The sequence below is a fragment of the Bradyrhizobium sp. CCGB12 genome, assembly GCF_024199845.1.
In the GTDB taxonomy this organism is placed as follows: domain Bacteria; phylum Pseudomonadota; class Alphaproteobacteria; order Rhizobiales; family Xanthobacteraceae; genus Bradyrhizobium.
In genome coordinates, this window is the sequence record NZ_JANADO010000001.1 from 8464309 (window position 1) to 8490518 (window position 26210).

Below are 26210 nucleotides of genomic sequence, written 5' to 3' on the forward strand. Positions count from 1 at the left end.
CCGCCGTAAAGGCCAGGAGTTCCAATCACGTGTCGCGGAACCTAGACGAGATCGACCTGAAAATTCTCACCGAGATTCAGGCCGACGGTCGAATCACGAATGTCGAACTGGCCAAACGCGTCGGCATCTCGCCGCCCCCCTGCCTGCGCCGGGTCCGGGCGCTGGAGGAGGAGGGCTACATCCACGGCTATCGCGGCCTCCTGGACGCCCGCAAGCTCGGCTTCGACGTCACCGTGTTCGCGGCCGTGCACCTGTCCAGCCAGGCCGAGGCGGATCTGCGCGCCTTCGAGGACTTCGTCCGCGCCGAACCCCTGGTGCGGGAATGCTGGATGCTGTCGGGCGAAGTCGATTTCATCCTCAAATGCGTCGCGCCCGACATGGCGACCTTCCAGGAATTCGTCACCCACCTGACCGCCGCGCCTCATGTCCGCAACGTGCGCACGTCGCTGGTGCTGCACAATTCGAAATACGAGGCGGCCGTGCCGCTGGATGTGAAGGGACGGAGGTAGGTTCGCCAAGCGGCCTATCAGCCCCGTCATCCTGAGGTGCGAGGCATCGGGCGCAAAGCGCTCGATGGGGAGCCTCGAAGGATGAGCGGCCGAGATGCAGCAACGCGCGGCGACAGTTGGGCCGTCGCTCTTCGAGGCTCGCCGAAGAGGCGAGCACCTCAGGGTGACGGTGAGGGAGTTCGGGCGCGCTGCTCCCACGTCGTCATCGTGAAAGCGCGGGCTCCACTCACGCAAGCAACACGCCGAAACAAAAAGGCCGCGCTCAGCGCGGCCTTTTCGAAACGTCATCACACGCAGGCGGCAAATCCTTACCGCCACTCCACCTTGGTGATCTCATACGCCTTGGCGCCGCCGGGTGCGTTGACCTCGACGGTTGAACCCTTCTTCTTGCCGATCAGCGCGCGCGCGAGCGGCGAGGTGATGGAGATGCGGCCCTTCTTGGCGTCGGCCTCGACCTCGCCGACGATCTGCCACACCGTCTTTTTCTCGGTGTCCTCGTCGACCAGCGTCACGGTGGCGCCGAACTTGATGGTGTCGCCGGAGAGTTTCGAGATATCGATGATGTCGGCGCGCGCGAGCTTGTCCTCAAGCTCGGCGATACGGCCCTCATTGTGGGACTGCTCTTCCTTCGCGGCATGATACTCCGCGTTCTCCGACAGGTCTCCGTGCGAGCGCGCCTCCGCGATATGCTCGATGATGCGCGGGCGATCCTCCGACTGGCGCTTCTTCAATTCTTCCCCGAGCGCGACAAAGCCGGCCTGGGTCATCGGAACCTTTTCCATCGTCTCTCTCGTCCTTCGATCGTGCGCCCGAAACGCGGATGGGCGCCGCAACCTTGATTCGTCAGTCTTTCCGGAGCCCCACGCAGGAAGCTGCCGGACGTTGACAGATATGGGCTTAGCGCCGGAACAGAACACCCACATGGCCGGACAGTTCCTCCGGCCATTGTGGCTTCATTGCCAATCACTTAGCGGAAGCTTCGCCGCCGCTAGCGATCAGGTTTCCGAAAAGTAGCTCTGCAGGGTACGAACCTCAAGGTCCCCGCCCAAATAGGCGCGGATGCCCTGCGCGGCCGCCACGGCCCCGGAAAGAGTGGTGTAATACGGCACTTTATGCAAGAGGGCCGCGCGCCGCAGCGAACGGCTGTCGGCGAGCGCCTGCGGGCCTTCGGTGGTGTTGAAGACGAGCTGGACGTCGCCATTGGTGATGGCGTCGACGATGTGCGGCCGCCCCTCCAGCACCTTGTTCACCTTCTCGGTCGGGATGCCCTGGTCGGTCAGGAAGCGTGCCGTGCCCGAGGTCGCCAGCACCTTGAAGCCGAGCGAATGCAATTCGCGAACGGCCTCGGCGATGCGCGTCTTGTCGCTCTCGCGCACCGAGACGAACACCGTGCCCTTGCGCGGCACGCGCGTGCCGCCGCCGAGTTGGCTCTTGGCGAAAGCCACCGCGAACGAGCCATCGATGCCCATGACCTCGCCGGTCGAGCGCATCTCGGGGCCAAGCACGGTGTCGACGCCGGGGAAGCGCGCGAACGGGAATACCGATTCCTTGACGCCGACGTGCTTGAGCTGTGCCTTCTTCAATTTGAAGTCGGCGAGCTTCTCGCCGGCCATGATGCGCGCGGCGATCTTTGCGACCGGCGTGCCGACCACCTTGGCGACGAAGGGCACCGTGCGCGAGGCGCGCGGATTGACCTCGAGCACGTAGATCTCGCCGTCCTTGATGGCGTATTGCACGTTCATCAGGCCGACGACGTCGAGGCCGAGCGCGAGTTCGCGGGTCTGCCGCTCCAGCTCCTCGATCATCGCAGCGTCGAGCGAGTGCGGCGGGAGCGAGCAGGCGCTGTCGCCGGAATGGATGCCGGCTTCCTCGATGTGCTCCATGATACCGACGATGAAGGTGTCCTTGCCGTCGCAGAGGCAGTCGACGTCGATCTCGGTCGCGTCGGACAGATAGCGATCGAACAGCAGCGGGTTCTTGCCGAGCACGGTGTTGATCTGCCCGGTCTTGTCGTTCGGATAGCGCGCCTTGACGTCGGCGGGCACCAGCTCCGGCAGGGTGCCGAGCAGATAGTCGTTGAGCTGGTTCTCCTCGCGGATGATCTGCATCGCACGGCCGCCGAGCACGTAGGACGGGCGCACCACCAACGGCAGGCCGAGATCGGCGGAGACGAGCCTTGCCTGCTCGACCGAATAGGCGATGCCGTTCTTCGGCTGCTTGAGGCGCAGCTTGTCGAGCACGCGCTTGAAGCGGTCGCGGTCCTCGGCAAGGTCGATGGCGTCGGGCGAGGTGCCGAGGATCGGCACCTCGGCGGCTTCCAGCGCGCGCGCCAGCTTCAGCGGGGTCTGGCCGCCGAACTGGACGATCACGCCGTGCAGCGTGCCCCTGCTGCGCTCCTTGTCGATGATCTCCAGCACGTCCTCGGCGGTGAGCGGCTCGAAATAGAGCCGGTCGGCGGTGTCGTAGTCGGTCGACACCGTTTCCGGGTTGCAATTGACCATGATGGATTCGTAGCCGGCGTCGTGCAGCGCGAAGCAGGCGTGACAGCAGCAATAGTCGAACTCGATCCCCTGGCCGATGCGGTTCGGCCCGCCGCCGAGGATGATGACCTTCTTCTTGTCGGATGGCGTGCTCTCGTCCGCTGGCGCGCCCGCAAACAGCGCCTCATAGGTCGAGTACATGTAGGCGGTGGGGGAGGCGAATTCGGCCGCGCAGGTGTCGATGCGCTTGTAGACGGGGCGGACGCCGAGCGCGTGGCGCTTCGCCGTCACCTCGGCCTCGGTCGTATGCGCGAGCACGGCAAGCCGCGCGTCCGAGAACCCCATGGCCTTGAGCGTGCGCATGCCGAAGGCATTGCCCGGCAGGCCGTTCTTCCTGACCTTCTCCTCCATGTCGACGATGCCGCGCATCTCGCCGAGGAACCAGGGGTCGATCTTGCAGGAGTTGAAGATGTCCTCGTTCGACCAGCCGAGCCGCATGGCCTGCGCGACCTGGAGCAGACGGTTGGGTGTCGGCGTGCCCAGCGCGGCGCGGATCGCATTCTTGTCGTCGTCGCGGCCGAGACCTTCGATCTCGATCTCGTCGAGGCCGGTCAACCCGGTCTCGAGCCCGCGCAACGCCTTCTGAAGACTTTCCTGGAAGGTGCGGCCGATCGCCATGACTTCGCCGACCGACTTCATCGACGTGGTCAGCGTGGTCGAGGCGCCCGGGAATTTCTCGAAGGCGAAACGCGGCACCTTGGTGACGACGTAATCGATGGTCGGCTCGAACGAGGCCGGCGTGGCGCCGCCGGTGATGTCGTTGGCGATCTCGTCGAGCGTGTAGCCGACCGCGAGCTTGGCGGCGACCTTGGCGATCGGAAAGCCGGTGGCCTTCGACGCCAGCGCGGAGGAGCGCGACACGCGCGGGTTCATCTCGATCACGACCATGCGGCCGTCCTCGGGATTGACGCCGAATTGTACGTTCGAGCCGCCGGTCTCGACACCGATTTCGCGCAGCACCGCCAGCGAGGCGTCGCGCATGATCTGGTATTCCTTGTCGGTCAGCGTCAGTGCCGGCGCCACCGTGATGGAATCGCCGGTGTGCACGCCCATCGGATCGAGGTTCTCGATCGAGCAGACGATGATGCAATTGTCCTTCTTGTCGCGCACCACCTCCATCTCGTACTCTTTCCAGCCGAGCACGGATTCCTCGATCAGCACTTCGTTGGTCGGAGACGCGTCCAGGCCCCGCTCGATGATGTCGAGGAACTCTTCCTTGTTGTAGGCGATGCCGCCGCCGGTGCCGCCCATCGTGAAGGAGGGGCGGATGATCGCGGGCAGGCCGATCTCGGACAGCGCCATCATGGCCTGGCCGAATGCGTATTCCTGATAGCGCTTGCGGCGCTCGCTCTCGCCCAGCGTCCACTGCCGGTCGAGCTCTTCGAGAGCCGCGCCCGACAGCTTCGCACGTTCGGCCTGATGTTTGTCGCGGAACGATTTCTTCAGCTCGGAGGCGTTGGCGAGCCGCGACTTCGGCGTCTCGAGCCCGATCTTGGTCATGGCCTCGCGGAAGAGCTGGCGGTCTTCCGCCTTGTCGATCGCATCCGCGGTGGCGCCGATCATCTCGACGTCGAATTTCTCCAGCGTGCCCTGCCGGCGCAGCGACAGCGCGCAGTTCAGCGCGGTCTGTCCGCCCATGGTCGGCAGCAGCGCGAAGCCGCCGGGAATGACGTGACGTTCCTTCTCGATGATCTTGGCGACGATCTCGGGCGTAATCGGCTCGATATAGGTCGCATCGGCCAATTCCGGGTCGGTCATGATGGTGGCCGGGTTGGAATTGACGAGGACGATGCGATAGCCCTCTTCCTTCAGCGTCTTCACCGCCTGTGTGCCCGAATAGTCGAATTCGCAGGCCTGGCCGATCACGATGGGACCCGCGCCGATGATCAGGATGGTGGTGATGTCTGTACGTTTGGGCATCAACTCTCGCCGGACTGGAATTTGGGCACAAAAAAAGGGCGCGCTTGCCGCGCGTCCCCTTGAGCCGAGAGCGCGGGGTCTCCCTCGCGCGCGGGTGGGTCTTAGACCAGTTTTCGGGGCGGCGAAACCCCGAAAAACGCCCATCAACCGGCAATTTTGACGGGTTTTGGTCGGGTCTGCCAACCCCGGGCAAGATGCACCAGAAGGGAGGCCGCAACGCTCGTTCCGCCGATCCAGCCGAGGTCGGTCGGCGAGAGGGTGGCCAGCACCGCGCCGCCCAGCGCCCCGCCGATGGCGAAGCCGAGATACATCGCGGAGGCGTTGAGCGAGAGCGCGATCATCGAGGCCTGCGGCTCGTTTCGGATGATGCTGGCGATCTGGGCCGGATAGAACGCCCAGCCCGAGATGCCCCAGAGGGAGATCGCGCCCAGCACCGCATAATGCGCCTGCCCGGGCAAAAGCTTCAGGACCAGCGAATGCAGGATCAGCGCACTCGCCATGCCGGCGAGCCCGAGGGCGGCGGTCGCAAGCGCGCCGAGCCGGTCGGCCAGGACGCCGCCGAGCATGTTGCCGATCGCGGCAGCGCCGCCGAACACCAGCAATGCCAGGCTGATCTGCGCAGCATCGAAGCCGAGGCCGCGCAGTGGGATCGCGAAATAGGTGAATACGGTGAAGCCGCCGAGGGCCCATAAGATCGTGATCACAAGCGCGATCAAGACGTTGCTGTGACGCGCCACCGCCAGCCGCGCGCTGAGCGAGGCCGTGTTGCGCGGCAGGCCGCGTGGCAGGCCGAGCAGCAGGCCGGCGAGCGCAACCATGCTGATCAGGGCGACCATCGCGAAGGTCGCGCGCCAGCCCAAGAGGCTGCCGACGAGATTGCCCAGGGGGACCCCGATGACGGTCGCGACGGTGAGGCCCGAGGTGACCAGGGCCACCGCGCGGCCGCGCCGTTCGGGCGAGGCGACCGCCACGGACACCGCGAGCGCCGTCGGCATGCACAGCCCCGAGCCCAGCGCCATCAGCATGCGGGAGGCCAGCAGCAGGCCGTAGTTGGATGCAACCACCGCGGCGAGGTTGCCGGCGATGAAGGTCGACAGCGCCAAAGCCAGCACGGTGCGGCGGTCGATGTTGTTCAGGGTCACCGCCAGGATCGGCGAGCCTACGGCATAGGTGAGTGCGTAGGCAGTGACCAATTGGCCGGCGGCCGAGACCGAAATCGAGAGATCGCTGGCGATCGACGGCAAAAGTCCTGCAATGACAAAGCCTTCCGTGCCGATCGCGAAGGCCGCCAGGGCCAGCCAGAACACGCTCATTGAAACGCCATCCTTTGGTTCAACATTTATTGAACTATTGAACATAAAGGCCGAGGAGTCAATTGGTTCAACAACTATTGAACATTATGACGGCTGGGGTATGATTCGGGGGATCATGAGCCGCACACCGCTTCACCCGACCCGCGAGCAGATCGAGCTGCCGATGGTCCTGGATTGCCTGAGCGATCCGATTCGTCTGGCGATCGTCTATCAGCTCGCGCAGCAAGAACGTGTCAGCAGCGAGCTTTGCTGCGGCGATTTCAGTGATCTCGGCGGCAAGTCCAACCTCGCTTATCACTTTGCCAAACTGCGCGAATGCGGGCTGATGCAGACCCGCATCGCGGGAACCAACCGGTTCATGAGGCTGCGCCGCGAGGATCTGGACGCGCGGTTCCCGGGCCTACTCGATGCCGTCATCAGCTCCGCAGCCAGGGATGCCGGCCGGCTTCAGCTATTGCCTGAGTGCGAAGTGGTGAATGTGGATTGAAGGGTGAGGAGCGCGCCCGACTTCGCCCTTCGGGCTTCGCCGCGGCAGCCTTCGCTACGAAAGGGCTTGCCGAGCCGAAGCTGGCGAAGCCAGCGAAGGCTGGAGACCCGGCCTGGATTTGAACCAGGATGTAGAGCGTTGCACCGCCCTCGCGTAGACGCTTCCGCCACCGGGCCGTCGCGATCATGCCTGATCGGGATACCGCAAGCCACCTCGGTGAATTGTTATGCTTAACGAACCAGAGGCGGCCGCGCGACGAAGGTCATCCGCCAGCGATTGTGGCCGATATTGGTGTGCGCGCGCTGGACTGCGAACCCGGCCGCGGTCAGCTTGGCGGTGATCTCGTCCTCGCTGTAGCGCTGGAGGCCGATGCGCGAGCGCAGCTGGCGATAATCCGAGAGCGCGGTGCTGATCAGCCCGACCAGCGCGTCTTTCAGGAAGCCGTGCCGCAGGCCGAAGCTGAGCAGCGCCATCACGTCCCTGAACATGCCGACATTGGGCTGGAGGATGTCGCCGAGCACCAGCTTGCCGGAGGGTTTCAGGATCCGGCGGATGTTGCGGAGGGCGCCATCCAGCTCCTCCGAGGTCATGTATTGCGCGACCGAGTTCATCACGACGAGATCGATCGACTGGTCCTGCATCTTGCGGACGTCGTCGAGCGAGCGGACGCGGATCTTGGTGTCCGGCGCGAACCGCGCGATCAGTCGGCCGCGCACCCCGGGCGCCGGCTCAGCCAGGATCAGCTTGCCGCAGGCGGATGCCACCTGGCTCGCCGACAGCGCCTCGCCGCAGGCATAGTCCAGCACCACTGCCTCAGGTGAGGGGATATAGCCGATGATGTCCCGCGCAATGATCTGGAAGTGCAAGTCGCGATGCAGCTTGCTGACATAGATCGTATGCGTGGAGTCGTAATAATCGATCCAATCGTCCATGGTATTCCGAAGATCCCGGCCAAACGGTTCCTGTTCAGGAACCGGCGCTGCCCGCCTTGCGTTAGGGGTGCGACGGCGCGCCGTCAATGTCTGTCCGCGTCCTAACAGGAAGGTCTCCCGTGAGCAAAACCAACAACAAGGTCTCGCCCGATCTCGACACCCCCACCGATCTGTCGTCCGATGGGGTCAAGAAGGTCTCGGAGGCGCTCAACGTGCTTCTGGCCGACGCGTTCGCGCTTTATCTGAAGACCAAGAATTTCCACTGGCACATCAGCGGCCGGCATTTCCGTGACTACCATCTGCTGCTCGACGAGCAGTCCGACCAGATCTTCGCCACCACCGACCAGCTCGCCGAGCGTGTCCGCAAGATCGGTGGCACCACGCTGAAGTCGATCGGCCAGGTCGCAAAACTCCAGACCATCAAGGACAACAACGAGGATTACGTCCCGCCGCGCGAGATGCTCCGCGAATTGATGCAGGACAACAAGCATGTCGCGGCTGCGATGCGCAAGGCACACGAGGTGTGCGACGAGGCCGGCGACGTCGCCAGCGCCAGCATCCTCGAGAACTTCATCGACGAGACCGAGCGCCGCACCTGGTTCCTGTTCGAAGCCACCCGCCAGGAAGGCGGCAACGAGGCGTAACGTCGCCGCCCGTGTCAGGCTGGCTGTCAGGTCATCGCGATTTGGAATACCGCTGTAGCCAGGCGAGCAGCTTGGCGAATTCCGGCGACATGGCGGTATCGGCACCCGACAGGACGGTTTCGTGCCCGTTGTCCTCGATCGAGATCGAGTACGACATCAGGTCGCGCGAACGCTCGGGCTTCGGCGGCGGGGGGCCTGCCGATGTGGCCGCTGCAGCGAGTTCGCCGAGCTCTTTCGCCTGAGTCGGGTCGAGCGCGCCGCAATCGACGACGAGCGGCGGGCGCTGGAGAAAAACTCCGGCGCCCTGACCGCCGTGTTGAGCCAAGCTGATCTTCATAGCCACCTATGACCTTACCGCGGTCCCCAAGTCAGGGGTATCCGCGCCGCATGCCCAGGCGCGATGAGATCGGGATCGTCGTCATCGCGCCGAGGCAATCGCTCGCGCATATGATCCTCCGGATCATGCCCTAGTGTCGCCGCCCCTGCTGCATACCCTCCAACGTGCGCGACAGCGCTGTGAGCTGACTGGAGAGTTCGGCAATCTTCTGCGTTACGTCCGCGTCGTCGTGGCCGTTCGTGGTGGCCGGCGCGCGCCTGATGCGACTGCTGGTTCCGGCCAGCGACCGTACGCCGCTGATCTGGAGGCCAACATCCTTCCATGCAGCAGCAACGGCCTGCTGCTCGGCGCTCTGCCCGCCATAGAGCTGTCCTGCCTTGAGATAGGTGGTGTCGGCGAATTCCTGAAACTCGGTGCTCTGGTTAGAGGCCTGGAGCGCGGCGTACCAGATGTGTCCAGGCGCCTCCCACGCATGGCCTCCGATGCCGATCGCGGTCAGGTAGAATGCCTTGTTGGGAATCCCGGAATTAATGTGCACGCCGCCGTTGTCGCCCGCATCCGTGTCGGGCAGGTTGACGTATTTCCTCATATGGTCCGGCTGCGGATCCTTGCCGAGCGTCGAATTATTGAAGGCCTTGCCCGGTTCCTTCATCGATCGCAAGGCATCCGCTCCGATGTCGGGCGTGAACACTTCGGCCCCGATCAGCCAATCTGCCTGGTTGGCTGCCTGCTTTAGCGTCCATTGTTTGACGAGCGAGCCGAAGACGTCGGACATCGACTCGTTCAGCGCGCCCGACTGGTTGTGGTAGATCAGTCCCGCGGTCGTTTCGGTGACGCCATGCGTGAGCTCATGGGCGATCACGTCGATCGACTTGGTGAAGTCGGTGAAGAGAACGCCGTCCCCGTCGCCAAAGACCATCTGGTTGCCGTCCCAGAACGCGTTGTTGAAGGCGTCGCCATAGTGCACGAAGGCGTTGAGCCGCATCCCTCTTCCGTCAATGGAATCGCGATCGAGAACCTGCTCATAGAATTCGCGAGTGTCGCCCAGGCCTACGAATGCGCGATTGACGGTGTCGTTCCTCGATTTTGCGCCGTCCTCGGTGCGAGCGATTGTCGCCGAGCTGAGGTCGGTGGTGTTGCCGCAGTCCGATATCGTTCGCCGGCCATGCGACGACGGAGCGGCCGCAGCGGCTACGAGCCCGCGGATGGCACGCTCGCCTCTCAGCCGCGATGTCGACAGCAATGTGCGCAGGGCCGCATCGCGAATTCGGCCGTCACTGTTGTCGAGCAGCTTCTTGAGAATGTGGGGTGGGGTGATGCAGTTGATGCACTGGCAACGGCTTGAGAACATCATGATCGACTCCAATGGTGCACGGGAAACAGCAAAACAAAATCAGGAAATACAACTTCCGCGATCTTCTACCCGAGGTTTTCGGAGTCAAGCCGCCCCGTCACGATCCCGCGAAAGTGATCTTGCGCAGAGCGAATGGAAACGTCAGCTCCGTTCCCACAATCTCACCAGCGCTCCGTTCCTGCCCATGACTGGATCGGACTCTGGCACCTTCACGGCCGGAATTGTCTTCAGCGCCTTTGCGTGATTCTCCGCGGTTGCCCGCGTGATCTCCATCTTGCTGCCCGGCGGATAGGCGCCGATCACGCAGAAATCGTCACTTGCATTGATGCATTGATGGCCGGTGCCAGCGGGGAGGATTGCGACATCGCCGGCCTTGATCTGGAGCTCCTGACCATGATCGCCGCCGAAGCGCACCCGCGCATCGCCGCGTGCGACGCCGAGCACCTCGTGCACGGTCGCATGATAGTGCAGATAGTCGTAGACGCCGTTGCGCCACGTGCCGCCCCAGCCGTTCGCTTCGAACAGGTCTTCGATGGTCTCTTCGGGTCGCTTGGGATCGAGCGTCACCGCGCCCTGGTAGACCAGGAACGGAAGGATGTTGTTCGGCACGAGCCCGTCATCCTCGAACACGATGGCGAGCGGCTCGGCATTGTCGCGGACGACGGACATGGCAGGCTCCTGCTACACGAAGGTGCGGAGACAACATTGAAGCGGGAGGAGGCGTTCCTGAACCGGTCTCGTGTCCCGGACGCGATTCAGCGCGAAGCGATGCGTCGCTGAGCCGGGACCCAGAAACCAGCATGGGCCCCGGTTCAGCAGCGCATCACGCCGCAAAGAGCGGCGCGCTTCACTGCGCCCGGGGCACGAGCCGTAGCGCGCCTTACGCGCTCTTCTTCTGCCGCATCAGATCGGCAAAGCGCTGGAACAGGTAGTGCGAGTCACGCGGGCCGGGCGAGGCCTCGGGGTGGTACTGCACCGAGAACACCGGCTTGCCGTCGAGCTGGATGCCGCAATTGGAGCCGTCGAACAGCGAGATGTGGGTCTGCGTCGCGCCCTTCGGCAGCGTCGCCTCGTCGACGGCAAAGCCGTGGTTCATCGAGGTGATCTCGACCTTGCCGGTGGTCTCGTCCTTGACGGGATGATTGGCGCCGTGATGGCCCTGATGCATCTTCTTCGTCTTGGCGCCGACGGCGAGGCCGAGCATCTGGTGACCGAGACAAATGCCGAAGGTCGGCGTGCCCGACTTGATCACGTCCCGGATCACGGGCACGGCATATTTGCCGGTCGCGGCCGGATCGCCCGGACCGTTGGACAGGAACACGCCGTCCGGCTTCATCGCCAGGATGTCCTCGGATGACGTCGTCGCCGGCACCACCGTCACCTTGCAGCCGACGCCGGCGAGCAGGCGCAGGATGTTGCGCTTGATGCCGTAGTCGATGGCGACGACGTTGAACTCCGGCTTGTCCTGCCGGCCAAAGCCCTTGTCCCACAGCCAGGGCGTCTCGTCCCAGGTGAAGCGCTGGCCACTTGTGACCATCGGCACGAGGTCCATGCCCTCGAGGCCCGGCCATTCGCGTGCCTCTTCCTTGAGGCCATGCAGGTCGAATTCGCCGCTCTTGGAATGCGCGATCACGGCATTGGGCATGCCCTTGGAGCGGATCAGCGCGGTCAGCGCGCGGGTGTCGATACCAGAGAGGCCGATGATGCCGCGCGCCCTCAGCCATTGGTCGAGATGCTTGGTGGCGCGGTAGTTCGAGGGATCGGTGATCGCGGTGCGCAGGATCACGCCGCGCGCGCCGGGCGTCGCGGCCATGTTCACCGTCTCGATGTCTTCCTCATTGGTGCCGACATTGCCGATATGCGGGAAGGTGAAGGTGATGAGCTGGCCGGCATAGGAGGGATCGGTCAGGATCTCCTCATAGCCGGTCATCGCGGTGTTGAAGCAGACCTCGCCGACGGCGTGGCCTTCGGCGCCGAGACCGAAACCTTCGAGCACCGTGCCATCGGCAAGCACGAGGAGCGCGGTCGGTTTGTGGTCCGGCCAAGCGGGATCGTTGTCATGTTGTGTCATGAGCGCGTTTCATAAGCCCCCCACGCGCGCCCGTCAAAGCGGGAAGGGGCCGATTCACATGCGTTTTTGCATATTTGACGGGCGGCTTCAGGCCCTCGGGCCGGAACTGGCAATTTTGAGCCATTTCGACCCCCGGGAGGGAAACAATGAACCCGTGGCCGCTCCGGTATGGCCTCTTGCCCGCGAACGGCTTAGATCAGGCCCTGACAGATCGAGAGGACCCCGACATGCTGCGCGACGACATCAACAATGCGGTCAAGGAGGCCATGAAGGCCAAGGACGAGCGCAAGCTGTCCACGCTGCGCATGGTCAACTCGACTATCAAGAACGCGGATATCGACGCCCGCGGCAACGGCAAGCCGCCGCTGTCGGATGCCGACCTGCTCGCCGTACTGCAGAAGATGATCAAGCAGCGCCAGGAGGCGGTCGAGCTCTACGACAAGGGCGGCCGGGCCGAGCTCGCCGCCCAGGAGCGCGAGGAGATCGCGGTGATCTCGGCCTATTTGCCGAAGCAGATGGCGGACGACGAGGTGAAGAAGGCGATCGCGGACGCGATCACTGAAACGGGCGCTGCCGGCATGAAGGACATGGGCAAGGTGATCTCGGCGCTGCGGGCGAAATACGCGGGACAGATGGATTTCGGCAAGGCGTCCGGCCTCGTGAAGGCCGCGCTGTCGGGCTAACTCTTTGTTACCCTCCCCTGGAGGGGAGGGTCGATCGCGCGGTGATCTCTCCACTCGGGCACCGTTTCGGCTGAGACACCGTCACCCCACCTCGGTTCGCATACCGCTTCGCGCTATGCGAACCGATCCTCCCCCTCCAGGGGAGGATCGGCACCTATGATGCCGCATCAGTTCGGTCTACTCTTGCCCGATAGAAACAATCGGGAGGCAACCGATGACCGGCGCGATCAAGCCGTTCCGCATCTCCGTCAGCGACGACATCCTGTCCGACCTCAAATCGCGTCTCGCCCGCACGCGCTGGCCGGAGGCGGAGCTGGTGGAGGAACTGGAGCCAGGGCGCGCCGCTGAAATGGATCCAGGAGATCTGCGCCTATTGGGCGAACGATTACGACTGGCGGACGCGCGAGGCGAAGCTCAACCGCTTCGAGCAGTTCACCACCGAGATCGACGGCCTCGACATCCACTTCGTCCATGTGCGCTCGAAGGAGCCGTCGGCGCTGCCGCTGATCATTACCCATGGCTGGCCGGGCTCGATCGTCGAATTCCAGAAGGTGATCGCGCCGCTGGTCGATCCCGCCGCGCATGGCGGCAAGTCCGCGGATGCCTTTCACGTGATTTGCCCGTCGCTTCCAGGTTTCGGCTTCTCCGCCAAGCCAAAGACCACCGGCTGGGGCGTTGACCGCATCGCCGCGACCTGGGCGAGGCTGATGGACCGGCTGGGCTATGCGCGCTACGGCGCGCAGGGCGGCGATTGGGGCTCGGCGGTGACGACCTCACTCGGTGCGCAGGATGCCGAGCACTGCGCCGGCATCCACATCACGCTGTCCTTCAATTCGCCGCCGCGCATCGAGGGTGAGCCGACGGCAGAGGAGAAGCGCGCGCTCGCCGGCCTCAAGCATTATGTCGATCTCGATTCCGGCTATTCCAAGCAGCAGTCGACGCGGCCGCAGACGCTCGGTTATGGCCTGACGGATTCGCCGAGCGGGCAGGCGGCCTGGATTCTGGAGAAATTCTGGGCCTGGACCGATTGCAATGGCCATCCCGAGAACATCCTCACCAGGGACGAGCTGCTCGACAACGTCATGCTGTACTGGGCGACGGAGACGGCCACCTCCTCCGCGCGGCTCTATTGGGAAAGTTTCGGCAAGCGGCGGACGACGCCGGTCGTGAAGGTGCCGACGGGCGTCGCAGCATTCCCCAAGGAGATCATCACGCCGGTGCGGAGCTGGATGGAGCCGAACTTCCCCAACATCACGCATTGGAGCGAGATGGAGAAGGGCGGCCATTTCGCCGCCTTCGAGCAGCCGGAGCTGTTCGTGCGCGATGTGCGCAAATTCTTTGCGACGGTACGATAGCCGCGCACTCAGCCGTCATGTCCGGGCTTGTCCCGGGCATCCACGAGCTTAGACTAGGCCGAAGAAGCAAGACGTGGATGGCCGGAACACGTCCGGCCATGACGCCGAGACCGTGGAACGCCGAACCATGCTGACCGAAGCTAAGTCCTATGACGAGCTCATCCGCAACTTCCGCTGGGACATCCCCGGGCGCTTCAACATGGCGGAAGCGTGTTGCGATCGCCATGCCGACGGCACGGGCCGCCTCGCGCTGGTCTATGTCGACGAGAACGGCGCGACCACGCGCACCTCCTTTGACGAGGTTGCCGACATGTCGCGCCGCTTCGCCAATGTGCTGAAGGCGGATGGCCTCGTGCGTGGCGACCGTGTCGCGGTGTTCCTGTCGCAGTCGCTGGAGCTGCCGATCGCACATATGGCGGCGTTCCGCTCCGGGCTGATCTCGATCCCGCTGTTCGCGCTGTTCGGCGAGGACGCGCTGGAATTCCGACTGTCGAATTCGCAAGCGAAGGCGATCATCACTGACGAGGCGGGCTGGGAGAAGCTCACCAAGATCCGCGAACGGCTGCCTTATTTGCAGGACATCTACATCACGAGCGGCGCCGTCCATGCCGGCGCAAAGCCGTTCTGGCCGGCGATCGAAACCGCGTCCGAGGATTTCGCGACCGTCGATACCTCCGCCGACGATCCCGCGCTGATCATCTACACCTCGGGCACCACAGGCAATCCCAAGGGCGCGCTGCATGCGCACCGCGTCGTGCTCGGACACTTGCCGAACGTGGAGATGTGCCACAACTTCCTGCCGCGTCCCGGCGATCTCATGTGGACGCCGGCGGACTGGGCCTGGATCGGCGGCCTCGTCAACGGCCTGCTGGCGTTCTGGTATCATGGCATTCCCCTGGTCGGCCATCGCGCGCGCAAATTCGAGCCGCAGGCGGCGATGCAGATGATGGCCGACCTTGGCGTTCGCAACGTCTTCCTGCCGCCGACCGCGCTCAAGCTGATGCGCCAGGCCGGCGTGAAGCATTCTGGCGTCAAGCTGCGCAGCATTTTCACGGGCGGTGAATCGCTCGGCGGTGAATTGCTCGGCTGGGTGCGCGAGACCTTCGGCATCGACGCCCACGAAGTGTTCGGCCAGACCGAGTGCAACCTCGTGATCGGCAGCAACTCCAACCTGTTTCCGATCCGTCCCGGCGCGATGGGCAAGGCGACGCCGGGCTTCGACGTCCGCATTGTCAACGACAAGGGCGAAGAGCAGAAGCGCGGGCAGCGCGGCATCATCGGCGTGCGCCAGCCATGTCCCGTCACCATGCTCGAATATTGGCGCAATCCGGAGGCGACCGCGAAGAAATATGCCGGCGAATTCCTGCTGACCGGCGATCTCGGCGTGCAGGATGAGGACGGCTATTTCTGGTACGTCAGCCGCGAGGACGATGTCATCACCACCGCCGGCTATCGCGTCGGCCCGTCCGAGATCGAGCACACGCTGATGAAGCATCCGTCGGTGGCGATGGCGGCGGTGGTCGGCATTCCCGATCCGATCCGCACCGAATCGATCAAGGCCTGGATCGTGCTGCGACCCGGCTTCACCGGCAGTGACGCGCTCGCGCGCGAAATCCAGGAGTTCGTCAAGGTGCAGCTCGCCGCCCACGAATATCCACGTTTCGTCGCGTTCGCGGAGACGCTGCCGATGACCGCCACCGGCAAGGTGCTGCGGCGCGAGCTGCGGGCGAAGGGTTAGCTTCCGGCAATGGCAAAGACGCCTCAAGCCGCGGGGCTTCACCGCGCCTCATTGACGAAGCTGCACGATCTCGATGCGGCGCTGGAGCTGATGTACTACGGCTGGCGCGGCATGACGCTGGAGGCCGACGCTTATCTTGCAAGCCAAGGCCTGTCGCGTCCGCACCATCGCATCCTCTACGTGGTGGCGCGCCGGCCCGACATCGCAATCGGCGCGCTGATCGAGATCCTCGGTATTTCCAAGCAGGCCCTCAACCGGCCGCTCAACCTGCTGCTGGAACGCAAGCTCCTGACGTCGAAGCGCTCGCCCGAGCAGCATCGATCTAAGCTGCTGCGCCTGACGGCCGCGGGACAGCGCATCGAACAGCGGGCATCGGACCACGAACGCAAGGTACTGCGCGAGGCGTTCGATCGGGTCGGGACATCCGGTGCGGCGGCATGGATGGGCGTCATGGAAGCCATCGCCGACAACAACTGACCCAATCCTAAAGTCAATATAGTTGACATGAGGCGCGAGCTTTGCCACTTTCCCGGCCATAAGCCAGGGGGAGAGCTCGCGTCATGAACGGACAGGCAATGAATCGCGCAGCCGCCGAACGCTTCGTCGCGGCATGGTGCGCGAACTGGTGCATGGTCGATATCGACGCGGTCGTTGCGCATTTTGCCGACCATGCACAGATGCGCAGTCCTCTGGCGCTGACACTGACCGGTTCTCCCGTCGTCACGGGCGCCGAGAACATCTGTGCCTATTGGCGGCAAGCCTATGGCCACATCGAAAGCGCCGATCTGAAGATCCTGAGCTGGAGCTGGGACGAGGCGATCGCGCGACTGACGGTCTGGTGGCAGCTGGGCGACACGCGGGCCAGCGAATTCATGGACTTCGACGATGCGGGCCGCGTGGTGCGCAGCGAAGCCTTTTACGGAAAATAGCCATGCGCCTTTCGGATTTCGTCCTGCTTCTCAACACGCTCTGGTTCGTGGGCGCCTTCATTCAGTTCAGCGTTGCTCAGGGTAACACGCTGAAGATCTTGCTGCCGCGGGAAGAGCGCAGCAATCCGATCGCGCCGACGCTTGCGGCCAGCGTGGCGTTCCTGGGCGGGATGAATCTGCCGATCGGGCTGTTGTCGTTCTATCTTCTCGCCGCTCGTCCGTCGTTCTTCCAGCCGGTCGAGGCCCAGCTCGCGCTGTTCCTGTTCTTTGCCGGCTGCCACTTCAGCCAGTTCGCCTATAACCTTCCGGTGCTGATGCGCGGCGGACGCGTCGGGGTAGCTTACTGGCCCGTGCTGAAGGGCCCGATGCTCAGGATCTTCGTCATCGACGCGGCTCTGTTCGTGGCCAATCTCGGAGTGGCGCTTCTGCTCGCCTGGCGTGCCTGATACGCGTGGCGCTGCAAGCGAAGCCGTAGCGTTATTTGTCGACCGCCCAACGCTTGCCGCTGTGATCGTGATGCTGCTGGTGCTCGGTCATGCGACCTGGCATCGCTATCGGCGGCTTTCGTAGTCGTCCTGGCGAAAGCCAGGACCCATTACCCCCAGGGAGGAGTTTGGGGCGAACTGGTCATGACCAGCCTCCGCCAAATCGGCTTCGGTGGTAATGGGTCCTGGATCTGCGCTCCGCTTCGCGGCGCTTGTCCAGGACGACGGCTGAGGTGCTGTCCTACGGCGTCTTGATCCCCATCGCCTTCAGCGCATCGAGCATCCGCTGCGGCGGGCCCAGCTTGACGACGAGCGGCTGGCCGGTCTCGAGCAGGCTTTTGAGGCTGGACAGGATCGCCGGCCAGCCGGAGCGCCCGCCTGCGAGGATGTCGTCACTCAGCGGGCGGTCATGGCCTTCGCTCATGGTGAGCGAACGGCATCGCCGACCTGTTCGATCTCGTAGGTGACGAGCGTCGGGCCGAGCTTCTCGACCAGCTCGGGCCAGTTCACGTTGAACGTGACCGCGAGCTTTCGCGGCGGGTCGTAGGCGAGAACCTCGCCGCTGATGTGCAGCGCGCCGTCGGGCGTGCGCACGATGAAGGCGCCGCCGAGCCGCGGGTCGACCTCGACGGCATTGCCGAAGAAATATTGCCGGCTGAACTCCGCCGAGGTCAGCGCCTGCCAGACCTTCTCCGGCGTGGACGCAATATAGATGGTGTAGGCGGTCAGCGGCTTGAATTGCTCGAGGTTCATTTTGTGTCGAATCCCTTGTTGAGGGCTGCGCGCGGAATGGCGAGCACCTTGCCTCTTTCCAGCAGGCTCTTGAGGCCGGACAAGATCGCCGGCCAGCCGTTGGAAACGGCGCCGAGATATTTGCCGCCTTCCACGAACCCATCATGCAGCACGGTCAAACGCACGAGCGACCCGAACGGTTCGATGGTGAAGACGACGCGTGAGATCGGCTCACTGCGCAGTTCCTCGAATTTGTGGTGCTTGAAGCTGTACGAGAGGCGCCGCGGCGGATCGGCCTCGAGGATTTCGCCGGAGTCGGTGGTCTCACCGTCGAGCAGAAGCGCGAAAGGCGAGCCGACTTTCCAGTCGGACCGGACTTCGGCGCCGAACCAATATTGCTTCGTGAACTCGCTCGACGTCAGCGCCTCCCACAGCTTCTCGGCTGTGGTCTCGATATAGGTCACGTAGACGAACTCCGGCTTACTCATCGCGCTTCTCCAACTGGCGTTTCAACTCGCTGAGCGCGGTGAGCTTGCCGCGCTCGAATTTCCTGATCCATCGTTCGCCGATCTGATGGATCGGCACGGGGTTGAGATAGTGCAGCTTCTCGCGGCCATGCCTGATGGTGGTGACCAGGTTGGCCTCCTCCAGAATCGCAAGGTGCTTGGTCACGGCCTGACGCGTCATCGCAAGGCCGTCGCAGAGATCGTTCAGCGTCTGGCCGTTCCTGGCGTGAAGCCTGTCCAGCAGCGACCGTCGTGACGCATCGGCGAGCGCTTTGAAGACCTCATCCATGGCTGCGATAATAGGCAACCAAATGGTTGCATGTCAAGATGGTGTCTTTGGCGCGCGCAATCGGCCGTGTTAGCCTTCGGGCTCAGCCAACGCAGATTGGTTCCGGGAGGACTTCATGTTCCGTTGCGTCTTGACTGCTGCCTGCCTCGTCTTTTTTGCCGGCAGCACGGCCGTTCACGCCCAAAAACAGCAAGTGATCGGCGCGCCGCCGGAAGCTTCCAACATGAAGCTGGTCGGCATGAACGACCTTCAGGCGCGCAGCGCCTATCAGCCGACCATCCATCATCAGGGCGATCGCTGGATCGCCTATATCGGCCATCACGGCGGCACCGACGACGTGCCCAACCCCGTCAACCCGATGACGGGCAAGGCCGAGCCGAACGGCACCTCCATCGTCGACGTCACCGACCCCGCGCGGCCGAAATATCTGCGGCACCTGCCGGGGCAGGAAGGCAAGTACGAATCCGGCGGCGCGCAGATGGTACGCATCTGCGACGGCAAGTCGTTGCCGAAGGGCGATCCGAATGCGGTCTACATGCTGCGCACTTTCGGGAGCGAGGCACATGAGATCTGGAATGTCGCCGACCCCGCCAATCCCGTGCTCGTCACGCGCATCGGCGGGTTGAAGGACACGCACAAGAGCTGGTGGGAATGCAACACCGGCATTGCCTTTCTCGTCTCCGGCGCGCCGGACTGGCGCACGCGGCGCATGACGCAGATCTACGATCTCTCCGATCCCGCGCGTCCGCAGAAAATCCGCGACTTCGGCCTGCCGGGTCAGGAGCCGGGCGCGACCGGCGCGGTGCCGACCGAGCTGCACGGGCCGATCTCGACCGGGCCCGACGGCAATCGCGTCTTCTTCGGCTATGGCACCAACAAGGGCGGCATCCTGCAGATCGTCGATCGCGAGAAGCTCCTGAACGGCCCGAAGGAGCCGACGCCGGATAATCTGCGCTATCCCGAGATCTCGCGCATGCCGATGTCCGCTTTCAACGGCGCGCATACCACGTTTCCGATGCTCGACATGCCCATTGCCGAATTTGCCGAGGACAAGGATGGCAAGACCCGCGACATCGTGATGATCGTGGACGAGGCGATCCTGAACGAATGCGGCGAGGCGCGGCAGATGGTCTGGTTCGCGGACGTCACCACCGAGACGCGGCCGATGATGATCTCGAGCTATACCGTGCCGGAGGCGAGCGGGCAGTTCTGCCAGCGCGGCGGCCGCTTCGGCTCGCATTCGTCGAACGAGAGCATGGCGCCGGTCTACTACAAGAAAATGGCCTTCATCGCCTTCTTCAATGCCGGCGTGCGCGCGGTCGACATCCGCGATCCCTATCACCCCAAGGAAGTCGGCTATTTCATTCCGTCGATCACCGCTGCCACCGACAAGCGGTGCATCCCGGTCGAGGGCGGTGAGCGCTGCAAAGTGGCGATCCAGACCAACAATGTCGAGACCGATGACCGCGGCTACATCTACATCGTCGATCGCGCCAATACCGGCCTGCATATCCTCGAGCTGACCGGGCCGGCGCGCGCGGTCGCCGGCCTGCCGAAGAACTGACGATGCGGCGCGCGGCAGCGATCGCGGGCGTGGTGATCGCGCTCGGTGTGTCCGGCGTCGGCGCCTATCGGCTCGCGCCGCCGGTGCAGGAATCGGCGCATTGGCGCGAGATCGCCTGGCCATTCCCACGCGATGGCTGGCCTGCGGGGCGGGCGTTCCGCTGCGACGGTGCCTGCGCGGGCGCCGAGCTCTATGTGCGCGCCAAGCGCGGCTTCTGCAATTGCGACCGCGGCGTTGCCGATGACGACGAGGTCGATCGCGTGGCCGACATCGATCTGATCGGCCCGCGCTTTGCGGCGGTCGCGCCGGGCGAGGAGGTGGAGCTTGGCGAGATGCGCGGCCGCGCGAGACGCTACGATCTCGCCATGCCCGACGGCGCCCGCACCGCGATCGGTGTTGCCGTCTCGCGCCGCTGCGATCTTTTTATTGCGGCCGTGCAGGGGCGCGGGGAAGCGAGCGCGATGCAGCGCGCGGCGCTCGCGTTCCTCAAGACGCAGGAGATGAGGACATGGGTGACGGCGGCGCTGGATGGAAGATGAGGCACGCTCTTCGCCTCTCCCCGCTTGCGGGGAGAGGCCGGAGCGCATCGCAGATGCGATCCGGGTGAGGGGGAGTTTCCGCGAGTCCAACTATCACCGTCCCCGGGGAGATTCCCCCTCACCCTAACCCTCTCCCCGCAAGCGGGGAGAGGGGATAAGCGCGCTTCCGTTCCCGCAGCCGCCATGCATTAATGCGCACAAACCTCAGCGAGTCCCTCCCATGATGTCCATGCAAGCCTATCTCGCCTTCGTCGCCGCCTGCATTGCGCTGGCGCTGCTGCCGGGGCCGATCGTCACCCTCGTCATCGCCAATGGCCTGCGCCACGGCACCCGCGCAGCGCTCACCAACGTTGCCGGCGCGCAAGCGGGCCTTGCCATCGTCATCGGCATCGTCGCGGTCGGCCTGACCTCGCTGATGGCGACCATGGGCTACTGGTTCGATTGGGTGCGTTTTGCCGGCGCCGCCTATCTGGTCTGGCTCGGCATCAGGCTGATCTGGGCGCCGGTCGAGGGCGTTGATGTCGACGCGCCGCCTCCGCCGCCGCGCGGCGGTTTCTTCCTGCAAGGGTTCCTGGTGCTGCTGTCGAACCCGAAGGTGCTGGTGTTCTTCGGCGCCTTCATTCCGCAGTTCATGGACATGAACCAGCCGCACTTTCCGCAAGTCGCGCTGCTGGGCGCCACCTTCATGGTGACCGCCGTCATGACGGACGCGCTCTATGCGATCGCCGCCGGCCGCGCCCGAAAATTCTTCTCGGCGCGCCGCACGCGAATGATGTCGCGTATCTCCGGCGGCTTCATGATCGGCGGCGGCATCTGGCTGGCGCTGACCAGGGCGAAGTGAGATCTACACCAACAGCTGCGCCTCCAGCTCCACCTCGATCTCCGCAAAAATCCGCGCCAGCCGCTCGGCCCATTGCTGCTGGCCGGACTGGTCGGCGATGAGATCCTGGCGGATCTCGATGCCGGTGTTGACGAGGCCGCGCGCCTCGCCGTGCACGGGAATGGTGTAGTCGGTGAGGTCGTTCACCGCATAGGGCTCGTTGTCGCCGACGACGAGATCGCCTTCGCTGCGGAGATGTTTGAGAAGCCGCTGCGGCAGCACGGTGTCGCGGTTGTACAGCGCACCGATGTGCCAGGGCCGGGCCACGCCGGCATAGACCGGCGTGAAACTGTGCAGCGAGACCAGCACGGTCGGCCGCTCGTCGTGCAGGCGGCGGTTGATCGCGGCGTCGATGCGATCATGATAGGGCGCGAAGATCTCGCGCCGCCGCGCCTCGCGCTCCCATTCCGAAATCCCTTTGTTGCGCGGGATCGCGGTGGCTTCGGAGATGACGGGGATCGAGCTCGCCGCGACGGGTGGGCGATTGCAGTCGATCACGAGCCGCGAATAACGCTGCGCGATCAGATGCGCATCGAGCATTCTTGCCAGGCGCTCGGCGACGCCGGCGATGCCGATGTCCCAGCCGATGTGCCTGACGAGCTCGCTTTCCGCGATGCCGAGATCGCCGAGCGCGCGCGGCAGCACCCGCCCGTAATGATCCGAGGTGAGCAGGAAGGGCGATTGTCCCTCCGCATTCACCTCATGCACCGGCGGAATGTCACCCTCGCCGAGCAGTTGATCGGCGGCCTCAGTCGTGTGCAGGTCCATCCTGATTGCCTATGGAAAGGTCGCCCCGAAAGTCGGGCGGGGGTCGGTATAGATTGGTTCGCACAAAATCACCATCATCGACCGAGGATGCCGCTAAGGGCGCGCACTGCCTCCACACCGTCGTCCTAGCGAAAGCCAGGACCCATTACCCCGACTGCCAGCGTGGCCGGCGCTGGCGCTGTCAGCTTGCCCATTGCGGCGTTCGGTGGCTATGGGTCCTGGCGTTCGCCAGGACGACAGCGAACATGCGCCGCTGTCGTTCCGCACCATTGCCAGCTATAGAGCGCCCATGACCACCGATCGTCTCTTCGTCTACGGCACCCTGATGCGCGGCTTCGATCATCCGATGGCGCGGCTGCTCGCCGCTCATGCGGATTTCCTGAGCGAAGCGACCTGCCGCGGCCGGCTGCTCCTCATCAAGCATTATCCGGGATTGCTGCTATCGGACGCGCCGTCCGATCGCGTCCACGGCGAGCTCTTTCACCTGCGCGCGGGCGACGAACTCCTGCGCGAGCTCGACATGTACGAGGCCTGCGGCGAGGGTTTTCCGGAGCCGACCGAATATCTGCGCCAGCTGATCGACGTGATGCTGCCGGATGGCACCAGCGGCAAGGCCTGGACCTATGTCTACAACTGGCCCGTCACCGGCCTGCCGATCATCGAGTCCGGCCGCTTCCTCGACCATTAGTTCTTGAGCATGATTTCCGCGCAAACGCGTTCCGCGTTTGTCGCGAGGGAAAACCGCTGCGCACTTTGCGCTAGCGCGGCCCTTTGAGTCCGGATCATGCGCTAAGCCGACAGCACTTCCTTCACCACGCGCACGTCGACCTCGCGCTCGACATATGTCCACTCCTCGGTCTGCCTGAGCATCGCCACCAGCTCCTCGAACAGTGAGGCGTCAACCGGTGCGAATTCGAACCAGGTCAAGAAGTCGAAGGGACCGCCGAGGTCGCGGCAGTGATAGAGCTGCCGCGCGATCGCCGGCAAATAGCGCAGGCTGCTCGCGATGTGGTGCGATCTGTCCTCGAAGATATGGCGGCGCTCTTCCTGCGTCAGCTCCCACCAGGCCTGCGATTTGCGGATCGGGATCAACGCCGCGCTGGTTGCGTCCAACCGGCCGAGGCCGGCCTGCACGGCATCGAGCTGCTGCTTCTCAGGCCGTTCGGTGTAGCGCAAGCTGCTGGCGACGCCGGCCAGCCGCCAGGCGTTGCGCGAGGGCACGAGCGGCAATGAGACGGCCTCGCTGTCGGTCACCGACAGCGCCGGCACGAAGGGCAGGGGCTCGCCCGTCACGGGCGAAAGCGACGTCACGCGCCAACCCCCGCTGTGGCCGCCTCGAAACGTCCTGAACATGGGGATATGGAAGCGCGGAACCGGGCCGGGTTCAAGCATTTCTGCTGTCCTTCCGGGCTCGATGCTCCGCATCGCCCCGGAATGACAGTGGGAAGGCGGGGCCCTGTGAATAGGTCGAATAACTCGGATAAGCCCGACAAACCTGGCCTTTGGCCGGGCCGCACCTATATCCCTGATCCCCAGCCCGACTCACCCGGTTTCGCGCTACACACAGGCCATGCGCTTCACGCCCCAATTCCTCGACGAGCTTCGTGCCCGGCTTTCGGTCTCCGAAGTCGTGGGCAAGCGCGTCAAGCTGAAGAAGGCGGGGCGGGAGTGGAAGGGCCTGTCGCCGTTCCAGCAGGAGAAGACGCCGTCCTTCTACGTCAACGACCAGAAGGGTTTTTACCACGACTTCTCCTCCGGCAAGCACGGCGACATCATCAACTTCGTGATGGAAACCGATGGCCTGCCGTTCGCCGAGGCCGTCGAGCGGCTCGCCAATATGGCGGGCCTGCCGCTGCCGGCGGTGACGCCGGATGCCGCCAGGCACGAGCAGCGGCGCAAATCGCTACATGACGTCATGGAGCTCGCGGCGAAGTTCTTCGCGGAGACGCTGGCCTCGCGCGTCGGCGCGAAAGCGCGCGGCTATCTCGCCGACCGCGCCATCTCGCCGGCGACGCAATTGCAGTTCCGTCTCGGCTATGCGCCGCCCGACCGCTTTGCGCTGAAGGAGCATCTCGGCAAGCTCGGCGTTTCCGTCGAGGACATGATCGAGACCGGGCTCCTCGTGGCCGGCGACGACATTCCGGTGCCGTACGATCGCTTCCGCGATCGCGTGATGTTTCCGATCACGGATCTGCGTGGCCGCGTCATCGCCTTTGGCGGGCGCGCGCTCGAGAAGGACGTTCCGGCCAAATACCTGAATTCGCCGGAGACGCCGCTCTTTCACAAGGGCGACAATCTCTACAACCACCAGACCGCGCGCAAGGCGACCCATGACGGCAGCGCGCTGATCGTGGTCGAAGGCTATGTCGACGTCATCGCCATGGTCACCGCGGGCTTTGCGGGCGCCGTCGCGCCGCTCGGCACGGCGTTGACCGAGAGCCAGCTTGCGCTGCTCTGGAAGATGGCGGACGAGCCGATCCTCTGCTTCGACGGCGACCGCGCCGGCCAGAAGGCGGCCTATCGTGCTGCGGACCTTGCCTTGCCGTTCCTCGCACCGGGAAAAAGCCTGCGCTTCGCGCTGCTGCCGGAAGGACAGGACCCCGACGATCTCGCGCGCTCGGGCGGGCGCGGCGCGATCGAGGAGGTGATCGCGGCGGCGCGGCCGCTTGCCGACATGATCTGGTCGCGCGAGCTCGAAGGCGGCAATTTCGCCACGCCCGAGCGCCGCGCTGCGCTGGAGGCGCGCATCAAGGAGCTGTCCAACGGCATCCGCGACGAGGTGGTGCGGCGCTATTATCGCGACGATTTTGCCGACCGGCTCCAGCGCGCCTTTGCCCCCGAAGGCGGGCGCGGCGGCTTTGGCGGTCGGGGCAATTTCCGCGGCAATTCCGGCCGCTCCTTCCAGCCGAGGGGTGGGGGAGGGGCGAATCGATTCGGCGGGCAGGGATTTGGTGGCGGGCGACGCGGCCCCCCCGGTCCCATTCCGCTTCCCTCCGGCCCCTACCAGGCGGCGAGCCCGCAGCTGGCGGCAAGCCCGATCATGCGGGGCCAGCGCAGCGCCATCTCCCGCCGGGAGGCCCTGATCCTGCAATGCCTGATCAATCACCCCTGGCTGCTGCATGAACACCTTGAGGAGGTCGCCGCCCTGGAGCTGGCCCATCCCGAGGCCCATAAGCTCAGGGCCGGCATCATCGCCGCCTTCGCCAACGACCATCACCACTCGCCGGACCCCGGTGAGCAGGCCGAAAAGATGCGGGGCGATCTCGATAAGGGCGGATTTTCTCAAATTCTTCAAAGGGTTGAGAATGGCATCACGACCGCGGCGGTGTGGGGCGCCCGCGAGGGCGCGGCGCGGGACGACGTTCTCGCCACCTGGCATCAGCTGGTTGCCTTGCATCGGCAATGGCATTCACTACTTAGAGAGCTGAAAGACGCCGAGCTGGCCTTGGGGGAGGACCCCAGCGAGGCCAATTTGGCGTGGCTGCGTGACGTCAAGGCTCGGATAGGCGAAGTCGACGGTACCGAGGCCCTGATCGAGGGTTTTGGTGAGCTGTCGGGCCGGCTCCAGAAGAGCATGTGATGAAAGAATCATGCGGACGGCCGGGGCCGGAACCGCTAAAAGACTCGCCAAATCC

At 64.4% G+C, this 26210-nt stretch carries 25 protein-coding genes, 1 tRNA gene and 2 pseudogenes; 14 read left to right on the top strand and 14 right to left on the bottom strand.

Annotation, left to right across the window (positions count from 1 at the left end; all coding sequences use genetic code 11):
- The first annotated feature begins 29 nt into the window (after positions 1–29).
- A complete protein-coding gene (locus NLM27_RS38965) occupies positions 30–509 on the top strand; it encodes an Lrp/AsnC family transcriptional regulator (RefSeq protein ID WP_254148311.1) in 480 nt (159 codons plus the stop codon).
- A gap of 308 nt (positions 510–817) precedes the next feature.
- Here the strand turns inward: NLM27_RS38965 and greA are convergent, their stop codons facing one another.
- From greA to NLM27_RS38980, 3 genes are all read right to left on the bottom strand, one after another.
- Positions 818–1291, bottom strand: a complete 474-nt coding sequence (greA, locus tag NLM27_RS38970; protein ID WP_018643807.1) for a transcription elongation factor GreA — start codon at positions 1289–1291, stop codon at positions 818–820.
- Positions 1292–1504: 213 nt separating this feature from the next.
- On the bottom strand, positions 1505–4969 hold the full coding sequence (gene carB / locus NLM27_RS38975; RefSeq protein ID WP_254148312.1) for a carbamoyl-phosphate synthase large subunit: 3465 nt from the start codon (positions 4967–4969) through the stop codon (positions 1505–1507).
- Positions 4970–5112: 143 nt separating this feature from the next.
- On the bottom strand, positions 5113–6282 hold the full coding sequence (locus tag NLM27_RS38980) for an MFS transporter (protein WP_254148313.1): 1170 nt from the start codon (positions 6280–6282) through the stop codon (positions 5113–5115).
- Positions 6283–6397: 115 nt separating this feature from the next.
- Between NLM27_RS38980 and NLM27_RS38985 the strand changes: the two genes are divergently transcribed.
- On the top strand, positions 6398–6769 hold the full coding sequence (locus NLM27_RS38985; protein ID WP_254149032.1) for a helix-turn-helix transcriptional regulator: 372 nt from the start codon (positions 6398–6400) through the stop codon (positions 6767–6769).
- Positions 6770–6869: 100 nt separating this feature from the next.
- Here NLM27_RS38985 and NLM27_RS38990 read toward each other — a convergent pair.
- Both NLM27_RS38990 and NLM27_RS38995 read right to left on the bottom strand, forming a co-directional pair.
- Positions 6870–6945: transfer RNA gene (locus NLM27_RS38990), tRNA-OTHER, on the bottom strand.
- A 54-nt stretch (positions 6946–6999) separates the two neighbouring features.
- Positions 7000–7701, bottom strand: coding sequence for a class I SAM-dependent methyltransferase (locus NLM27_RS38995; protein WP_254148314.1), 702 nt, complete (start codon positions 7699–7701; stop codon positions 7000–7002).
- A 119-nt stretch (positions 7702–7820) separates the two neighbouring features.
- On the opposite strand from NLM27_RS38995, the gene NLM27_RS39000 reads away from it, so the two are divergent.
- Positions 7821–8345, top strand: a complete 525-nt coding sequence (locus NLM27_RS39000; protein ID WP_254148315.1) for a Dps family protein — start codon at positions 7821–7823, stop codon at positions 8343–8345.
- Positions 8346–8376: 31 nt separating this feature from the next.
- Here NLM27_RS39000 and NLM27_RS39005 read toward each other — a convergent pair whose 3' ends face one another.
- From NLM27_RS39005 to carA, 4 genes are all read right to left on the bottom strand, one after another.
- Positions 8377–8682, bottom strand: coding sequence for a protealysin inhibitor emfourin (locus tag NLM27_RS39005; RefSeq protein WP_254148316.1), 306 nt, complete (start codon positions 8680–8682; stop codon positions 8377–8379).
- A gap of 130 nt (positions 8683–8812) precedes the next feature.
- Complete coding sequence (locus NLM27_RS39010) at positions 8813–10036, bottom strand: M4 family metallopeptidase (RefSeq protein ID WP_254148317.1); 1224 nt, start codon at positions 10034–10036, stop codon at positions 8813–8815.
- 141 nt (positions 10037–10177) lie between these two features.
- Positions 10178–10705, bottom strand: a complete 528-nt coding sequence (locus tag NLM27_RS39015) for a cupin domain-containing protein (RefSeq protein ID WP_254148318.1) — start codon at positions 10703–10705, stop codon at positions 10178–10180.
- 211 nt (positions 10706–10916) lie between these two features.
- Positions 10917–12107 (bottom strand): glutamine-hydrolyzing carbamoyl-phosphate synthase small subunit, encoded by a 1191-nt coding sequence (gene carA / locus NLM27_RS39020; protein WP_254148319.1) that lies wholly within the window; start codon positions 12105–12107, stop codon positions 10917–10919.
- A gap of 227 nt (positions 12108–12334) precedes the next feature.
- Here carA and NLM27_RS39025 point away from each other — a divergent pair, with 227 nt between their 5' ends.
- The 6 genes and pseudogenes from NLM27_RS39025 (at position 12335) to NLM27_RS39050 (ending at position 17258) form a co-directional block, all read left to right on the top strand.
- Complete coding sequence (locus tag NLM27_RS39025; protein ID WP_254148320.1) at positions 12335–12790, top strand: GatB/YqeY domain-containing protein; 456 nt, start codon at positions 12335–12337, stop codon at positions 12788–12790.
- Between the two features lie 214 nt (positions 12791–13004).
- Positions 13005–14145 (top strand): annotated as a pseudogene (locus NLM27_RS39030) (epoxide hydrolase family protein).
- Between the two features lie 127 nt (positions 14146–14272).
- Complete coding sequence (locus NLM27_RS39035; RefSeq protein WP_254148321.1) at positions 14273–15883, top strand: acyl-CoA synthetase; 1611 nt, start codon at positions 14273–14275, stop codon at positions 15881–15883.
- A 9-nt stretch (positions 15884–15892) separates the two neighbouring features.
- Positions 15893–16360, top strand: coding sequence for a MarR family winged helix-turn-helix transcriptional regulator (locus NLM27_RS39040; protein ID WP_254148322.1), 468 nt, complete (start codon positions 15893–15895; stop codon positions 16358–16360).
- Positions 16361–16443: 83 nt separating this feature from the next.
- Positions 16444–16812: a hypothetical protein gene (locus tag NLM27_RS39045; RefSeq protein ID WP_254148323.1), complete on the top strand. Its 369-nt coding sequence runs from the start codon at positions 16444–16446 to the stop codon at positions 16810–16812.
- 2 nt (positions 16813–16814) lie between these two features.
- Positions 16815–17258: a hypothetical protein gene (locus NLM27_RS39050; protein WP_254148324.1), complete on the top strand. Its 444-nt coding sequence runs from the start codon at positions 16815–16817 to the stop codon at positions 17256–17258.
- 280 nt (positions 17259–17538) lie between these two features.
- Here the strand turns inward: NLM27_RS39050 and NLM27_RS39055 are convergent.
- From NLM27_RS39055 to NLM27_RS39065, 3 genes and pseudogenes are all read right to left on the bottom strand, one after another.
- Positions 17539–18050: pseudogene (locus NLM27_RS39055) on the bottom strand (SRPBCC family protein).
- Positions 18047–18517 (bottom strand): SRPBCC family protein, encoded by a 471-nt coding sequence (locus NLM27_RS39060; protein WP_254148325.1) that lies wholly within the window; start codon positions 18515–18517, stop codon positions 18047–18049. Before NLM27_RS39060 ends, NLM27_RS39055 begins: the two are co-directional and overlap by 4 nt.
- Complete coding sequence (locus NLM27_RS39065) at positions 18510–18824, bottom strand: helix-turn-helix transcriptional regulator (protein ID WP_254148326.1); 315 nt, start codon at positions 18822–18824, stop codon at positions 18510–18512. Before NLM27_RS39065 ends, NLM27_RS39060 begins: the two co-directional genes overlap by 8 nt.
- A gap of 115 nt (positions 18825–18939) precedes the next feature.
- On the opposite strand from NLM27_RS39065, the gene NLM27_RS39070 reads away from it, so the two are divergent.
- From NLM27_RS39070 to NLM27_RS39080, 3 genes are all read left to right on the top strand, one after another.
- Entirely contained in the window at positions 18940–20388 is a 1449-nt protein-coding gene (locus tag NLM27_RS39070; RefSeq protein WP_254148327.1) for an LVIVD repeat-containing protein, read from the top strand.
- 2 nt (positions 20389–20390) lie between these two features.
- Entirely contained in the window at positions 20391–20927 is a 537-nt protein-coding gene (locus NLM27_RS39075; protein ID WP_254148328.1) for a hypothetical protein, read from the top strand.
- A gap of 220 nt (positions 20928–21147) precedes the next feature.
- Positions 21148–21768 (top strand): LysE family translocator, encoded by a 621-nt coding sequence (locus tag NLM27_RS39080; RefSeq protein WP_254148329.1) that lies wholly within the window; start codon positions 21148–21150, stop codon positions 21766–21768.
- A gap of 3 nt (positions 21769–21771) precedes the next feature.
- Here the strand turns inward: NLM27_RS39080 and NLM27_RS39085 are convergent, their stop codons facing one another.
- Positions 21772–22575, bottom strand: coding sequence for an N-formylglutamate amidohydrolase (locus NLM27_RS39085; RefSeq protein WP_254148330.1), 804 nt, complete (start codon positions 22573–22575; stop codon positions 21772–21774).
- Between the two features lie 289 nt (positions 22576–22864).
- Between NLM27_RS39085 and NLM27_RS39090 the strand changes: the two genes are divergently transcribed.
- Complete coding sequence (locus NLM27_RS39090) at positions 22865–23263, top strand: gamma-glutamylcyclotransferase (RefSeq protein WP_254148331.1); 399 nt, start codon at positions 22865–22867, stop codon at positions 23261–23263.
- Positions 23264–23364: 101 nt separating this feature from the next.
- Here NLM27_RS39090 and NLM27_RS39095 read toward each other — a convergent pair whose 3' ends face one another.
- Complete coding sequence (locus NLM27_RS39095) at positions 23365–23928, bottom strand: chlorite dismutase family protein (RefSeq protein WP_254149033.1); 564 nt, start codon at positions 23926–23928, stop codon at positions 23365–23367.
- 217 nt (positions 23929–24145) lie between these two features.
- Here NLM27_RS39095 and dnaG point away from each other — a divergent pair, with 217 nt between their 5' ends.
- A complete protein-coding gene (gene dnaG, locus NLM27_RS39100; protein ID WP_254148332.1) occupies positions 24146–26155 on the top strand; it encodes a DNA primase in 2010 nt (669 codons plus the stop codon).
- Positions 26156–26210 lie beyond the last annotated feature (55 nt).

Bases quoted from the DNA above. Each gene is read 5' to 3' on its own strand.
- greA (WP_018643807.1), bottom strand. From the start codon at position 1,291: ATGGAAAAGGTTCCGATGACCCAGGCCGGCTTTGTCGCGCTCGGGGAA.
- carB (WP_254148312.1), bottom strand. From the start codon at position 4,969: ATGCCCAAACGTACAGACATCACCACCATCCTGATCATCGGCGCGGGT.
- NLM27_RS38980 (WP_254148313.1), bottom strand. From the start codon at position 6,282: ATGAGCGTGTTCTGGCTGGCCCTGGCGGCCTTCGCGATCGGCACGGAA.
- NLM27_RS38985 (WP_254149032.1), top strand. From the start codon at position 6,398: ATGAGCCGCACACCGCTTCACCCGACCCGCGAGCAGATCGAGCTGCCG.
- NLM27_RS38995 (WP_254148314.1), bottom strand. From the start codon at position 7,701: ATGGACGATTGGATCGATTATTACGACTCCACGCATACGATCTATGTC.
- NLM27_RS39005 (WP_254148316.1), bottom strand. From the start codon at position 8,682: ATGAAGATCAGCTTGGCTCAACACGGCGGTCAGGGCGCCGGAGTTTTT.
- NLM27_RS39010 (WP_254148317.1), bottom strand. From the start codon at position 10,036: ATGATGTTCTCAAGCCGTTGCCAGTGCATCAACTGCATCACCCCACCC.
- NLM27_RS39015 (WP_254148318.1), bottom strand. From the start codon at position 10,705: ATGTCCGTCGTCCGCGACAATGCCGAGCCGCTCGCCATCGTGTTCGAG.
- carA (WP_254148319.1), bottom strand. From the start codon at position 12,107: ATGACACAACATGACAACGATCCCGCTTGGCCGGACCACAAACCGACC.
- NLM27_RS39025 (WP_254148320.1), top strand. From the start codon at position 12,335: ATGCTGCGCGACGACATCAACAATGCGGTCAAGGAGGCCATGAAGGCC.
- NLM27_RS39035 (WP_254148321.1), top strand. From the start codon at position 14,273: ATGCTGACCGAAGCTAAGTCCTATGACGAGCTCATCCGCAACTTCCGC.
- NLM27_RS39040 (WP_254148322.1), top strand. From the start codon at position 15,893: ATGGCAAAGACGCCTCAAGCCGCGGGGCTTCACCGCGCCTCATTGACG.
- NLM27_RS39045 (WP_254148323.1), top strand. From the start codon at position 16,444: ATGAACGGACAGGCAATGAATCGCGCAGCCGCCGAACGCTTCGTCGCG.
- NLM27_RS39050 (WP_254148324.1), top strand. From the start codon at position 16,815: ATGCGCCTTTCGGATTTCGTCCTGCTTCTCAACACGCTCTGGTTCGTG.
- NLM27_RS39060 (WP_254148325.1), bottom strand. From the start codon at position 18,517: ATGAGTAAGCCGGAGTTCGTCTACGTGACCTATATCGAGACCACAGCC.
- NLM27_RS39065 (WP_254148326.1), bottom strand. From the start codon at position 18,824: ATGGATGAGGTCTTCAAAGCGCTCGCCGATGCGTCACGACGGTCGCTG.
- NLM27_RS39070 (WP_254148327.1), top strand. From the start codon at position 18,940: ATGTTCCGTTGCGTCTTGACTGCTGCCTGCCTCGTCTTTTTTGCCGGC.
- NLM27_RS39075 (WP_254148328.1), top strand. From the start codon at position 20,391: ATGCGGCGCGCGGCAGCGATCGCGGGCGTGGTGATCGCGCTCGGTGTG.
- NLM27_RS39080 (WP_254148329.1), top strand. From the start codon at position 21,148: ATGATGTCCATGCAAGCCTATCTCGCCTTCGTCGCCGCCTGCATTGCG.
- NLM27_RS39085 (WP_254148330.1), bottom strand. From the start codon at position 22,575: ATGGACCTGCACACGACTGAGGCCGCCGATCAACTGCTCGGCGAGGGT.
- NLM27_RS39090 (WP_254148331.1), top strand. From the start codon at position 22,865: ATGACCACCGATCGTCTCTTCGTCTACGGCACCCTGATGCGCGGCTTC.
- NLM27_RS39095 (WP_254149033.1), bottom strand. From the start codon at position 23,928: ATGTTCAGGACGTTTCGAGGCGGCCACAGCGGGGGTTGGCGCGTGACG.
- dnaG (WP_254148332.1), top strand. From the start codon at position 24,146: ATGCGCTTCACGCCCCAATTCCTCGACGAGCTTCGTGCCCGGCTTTCG.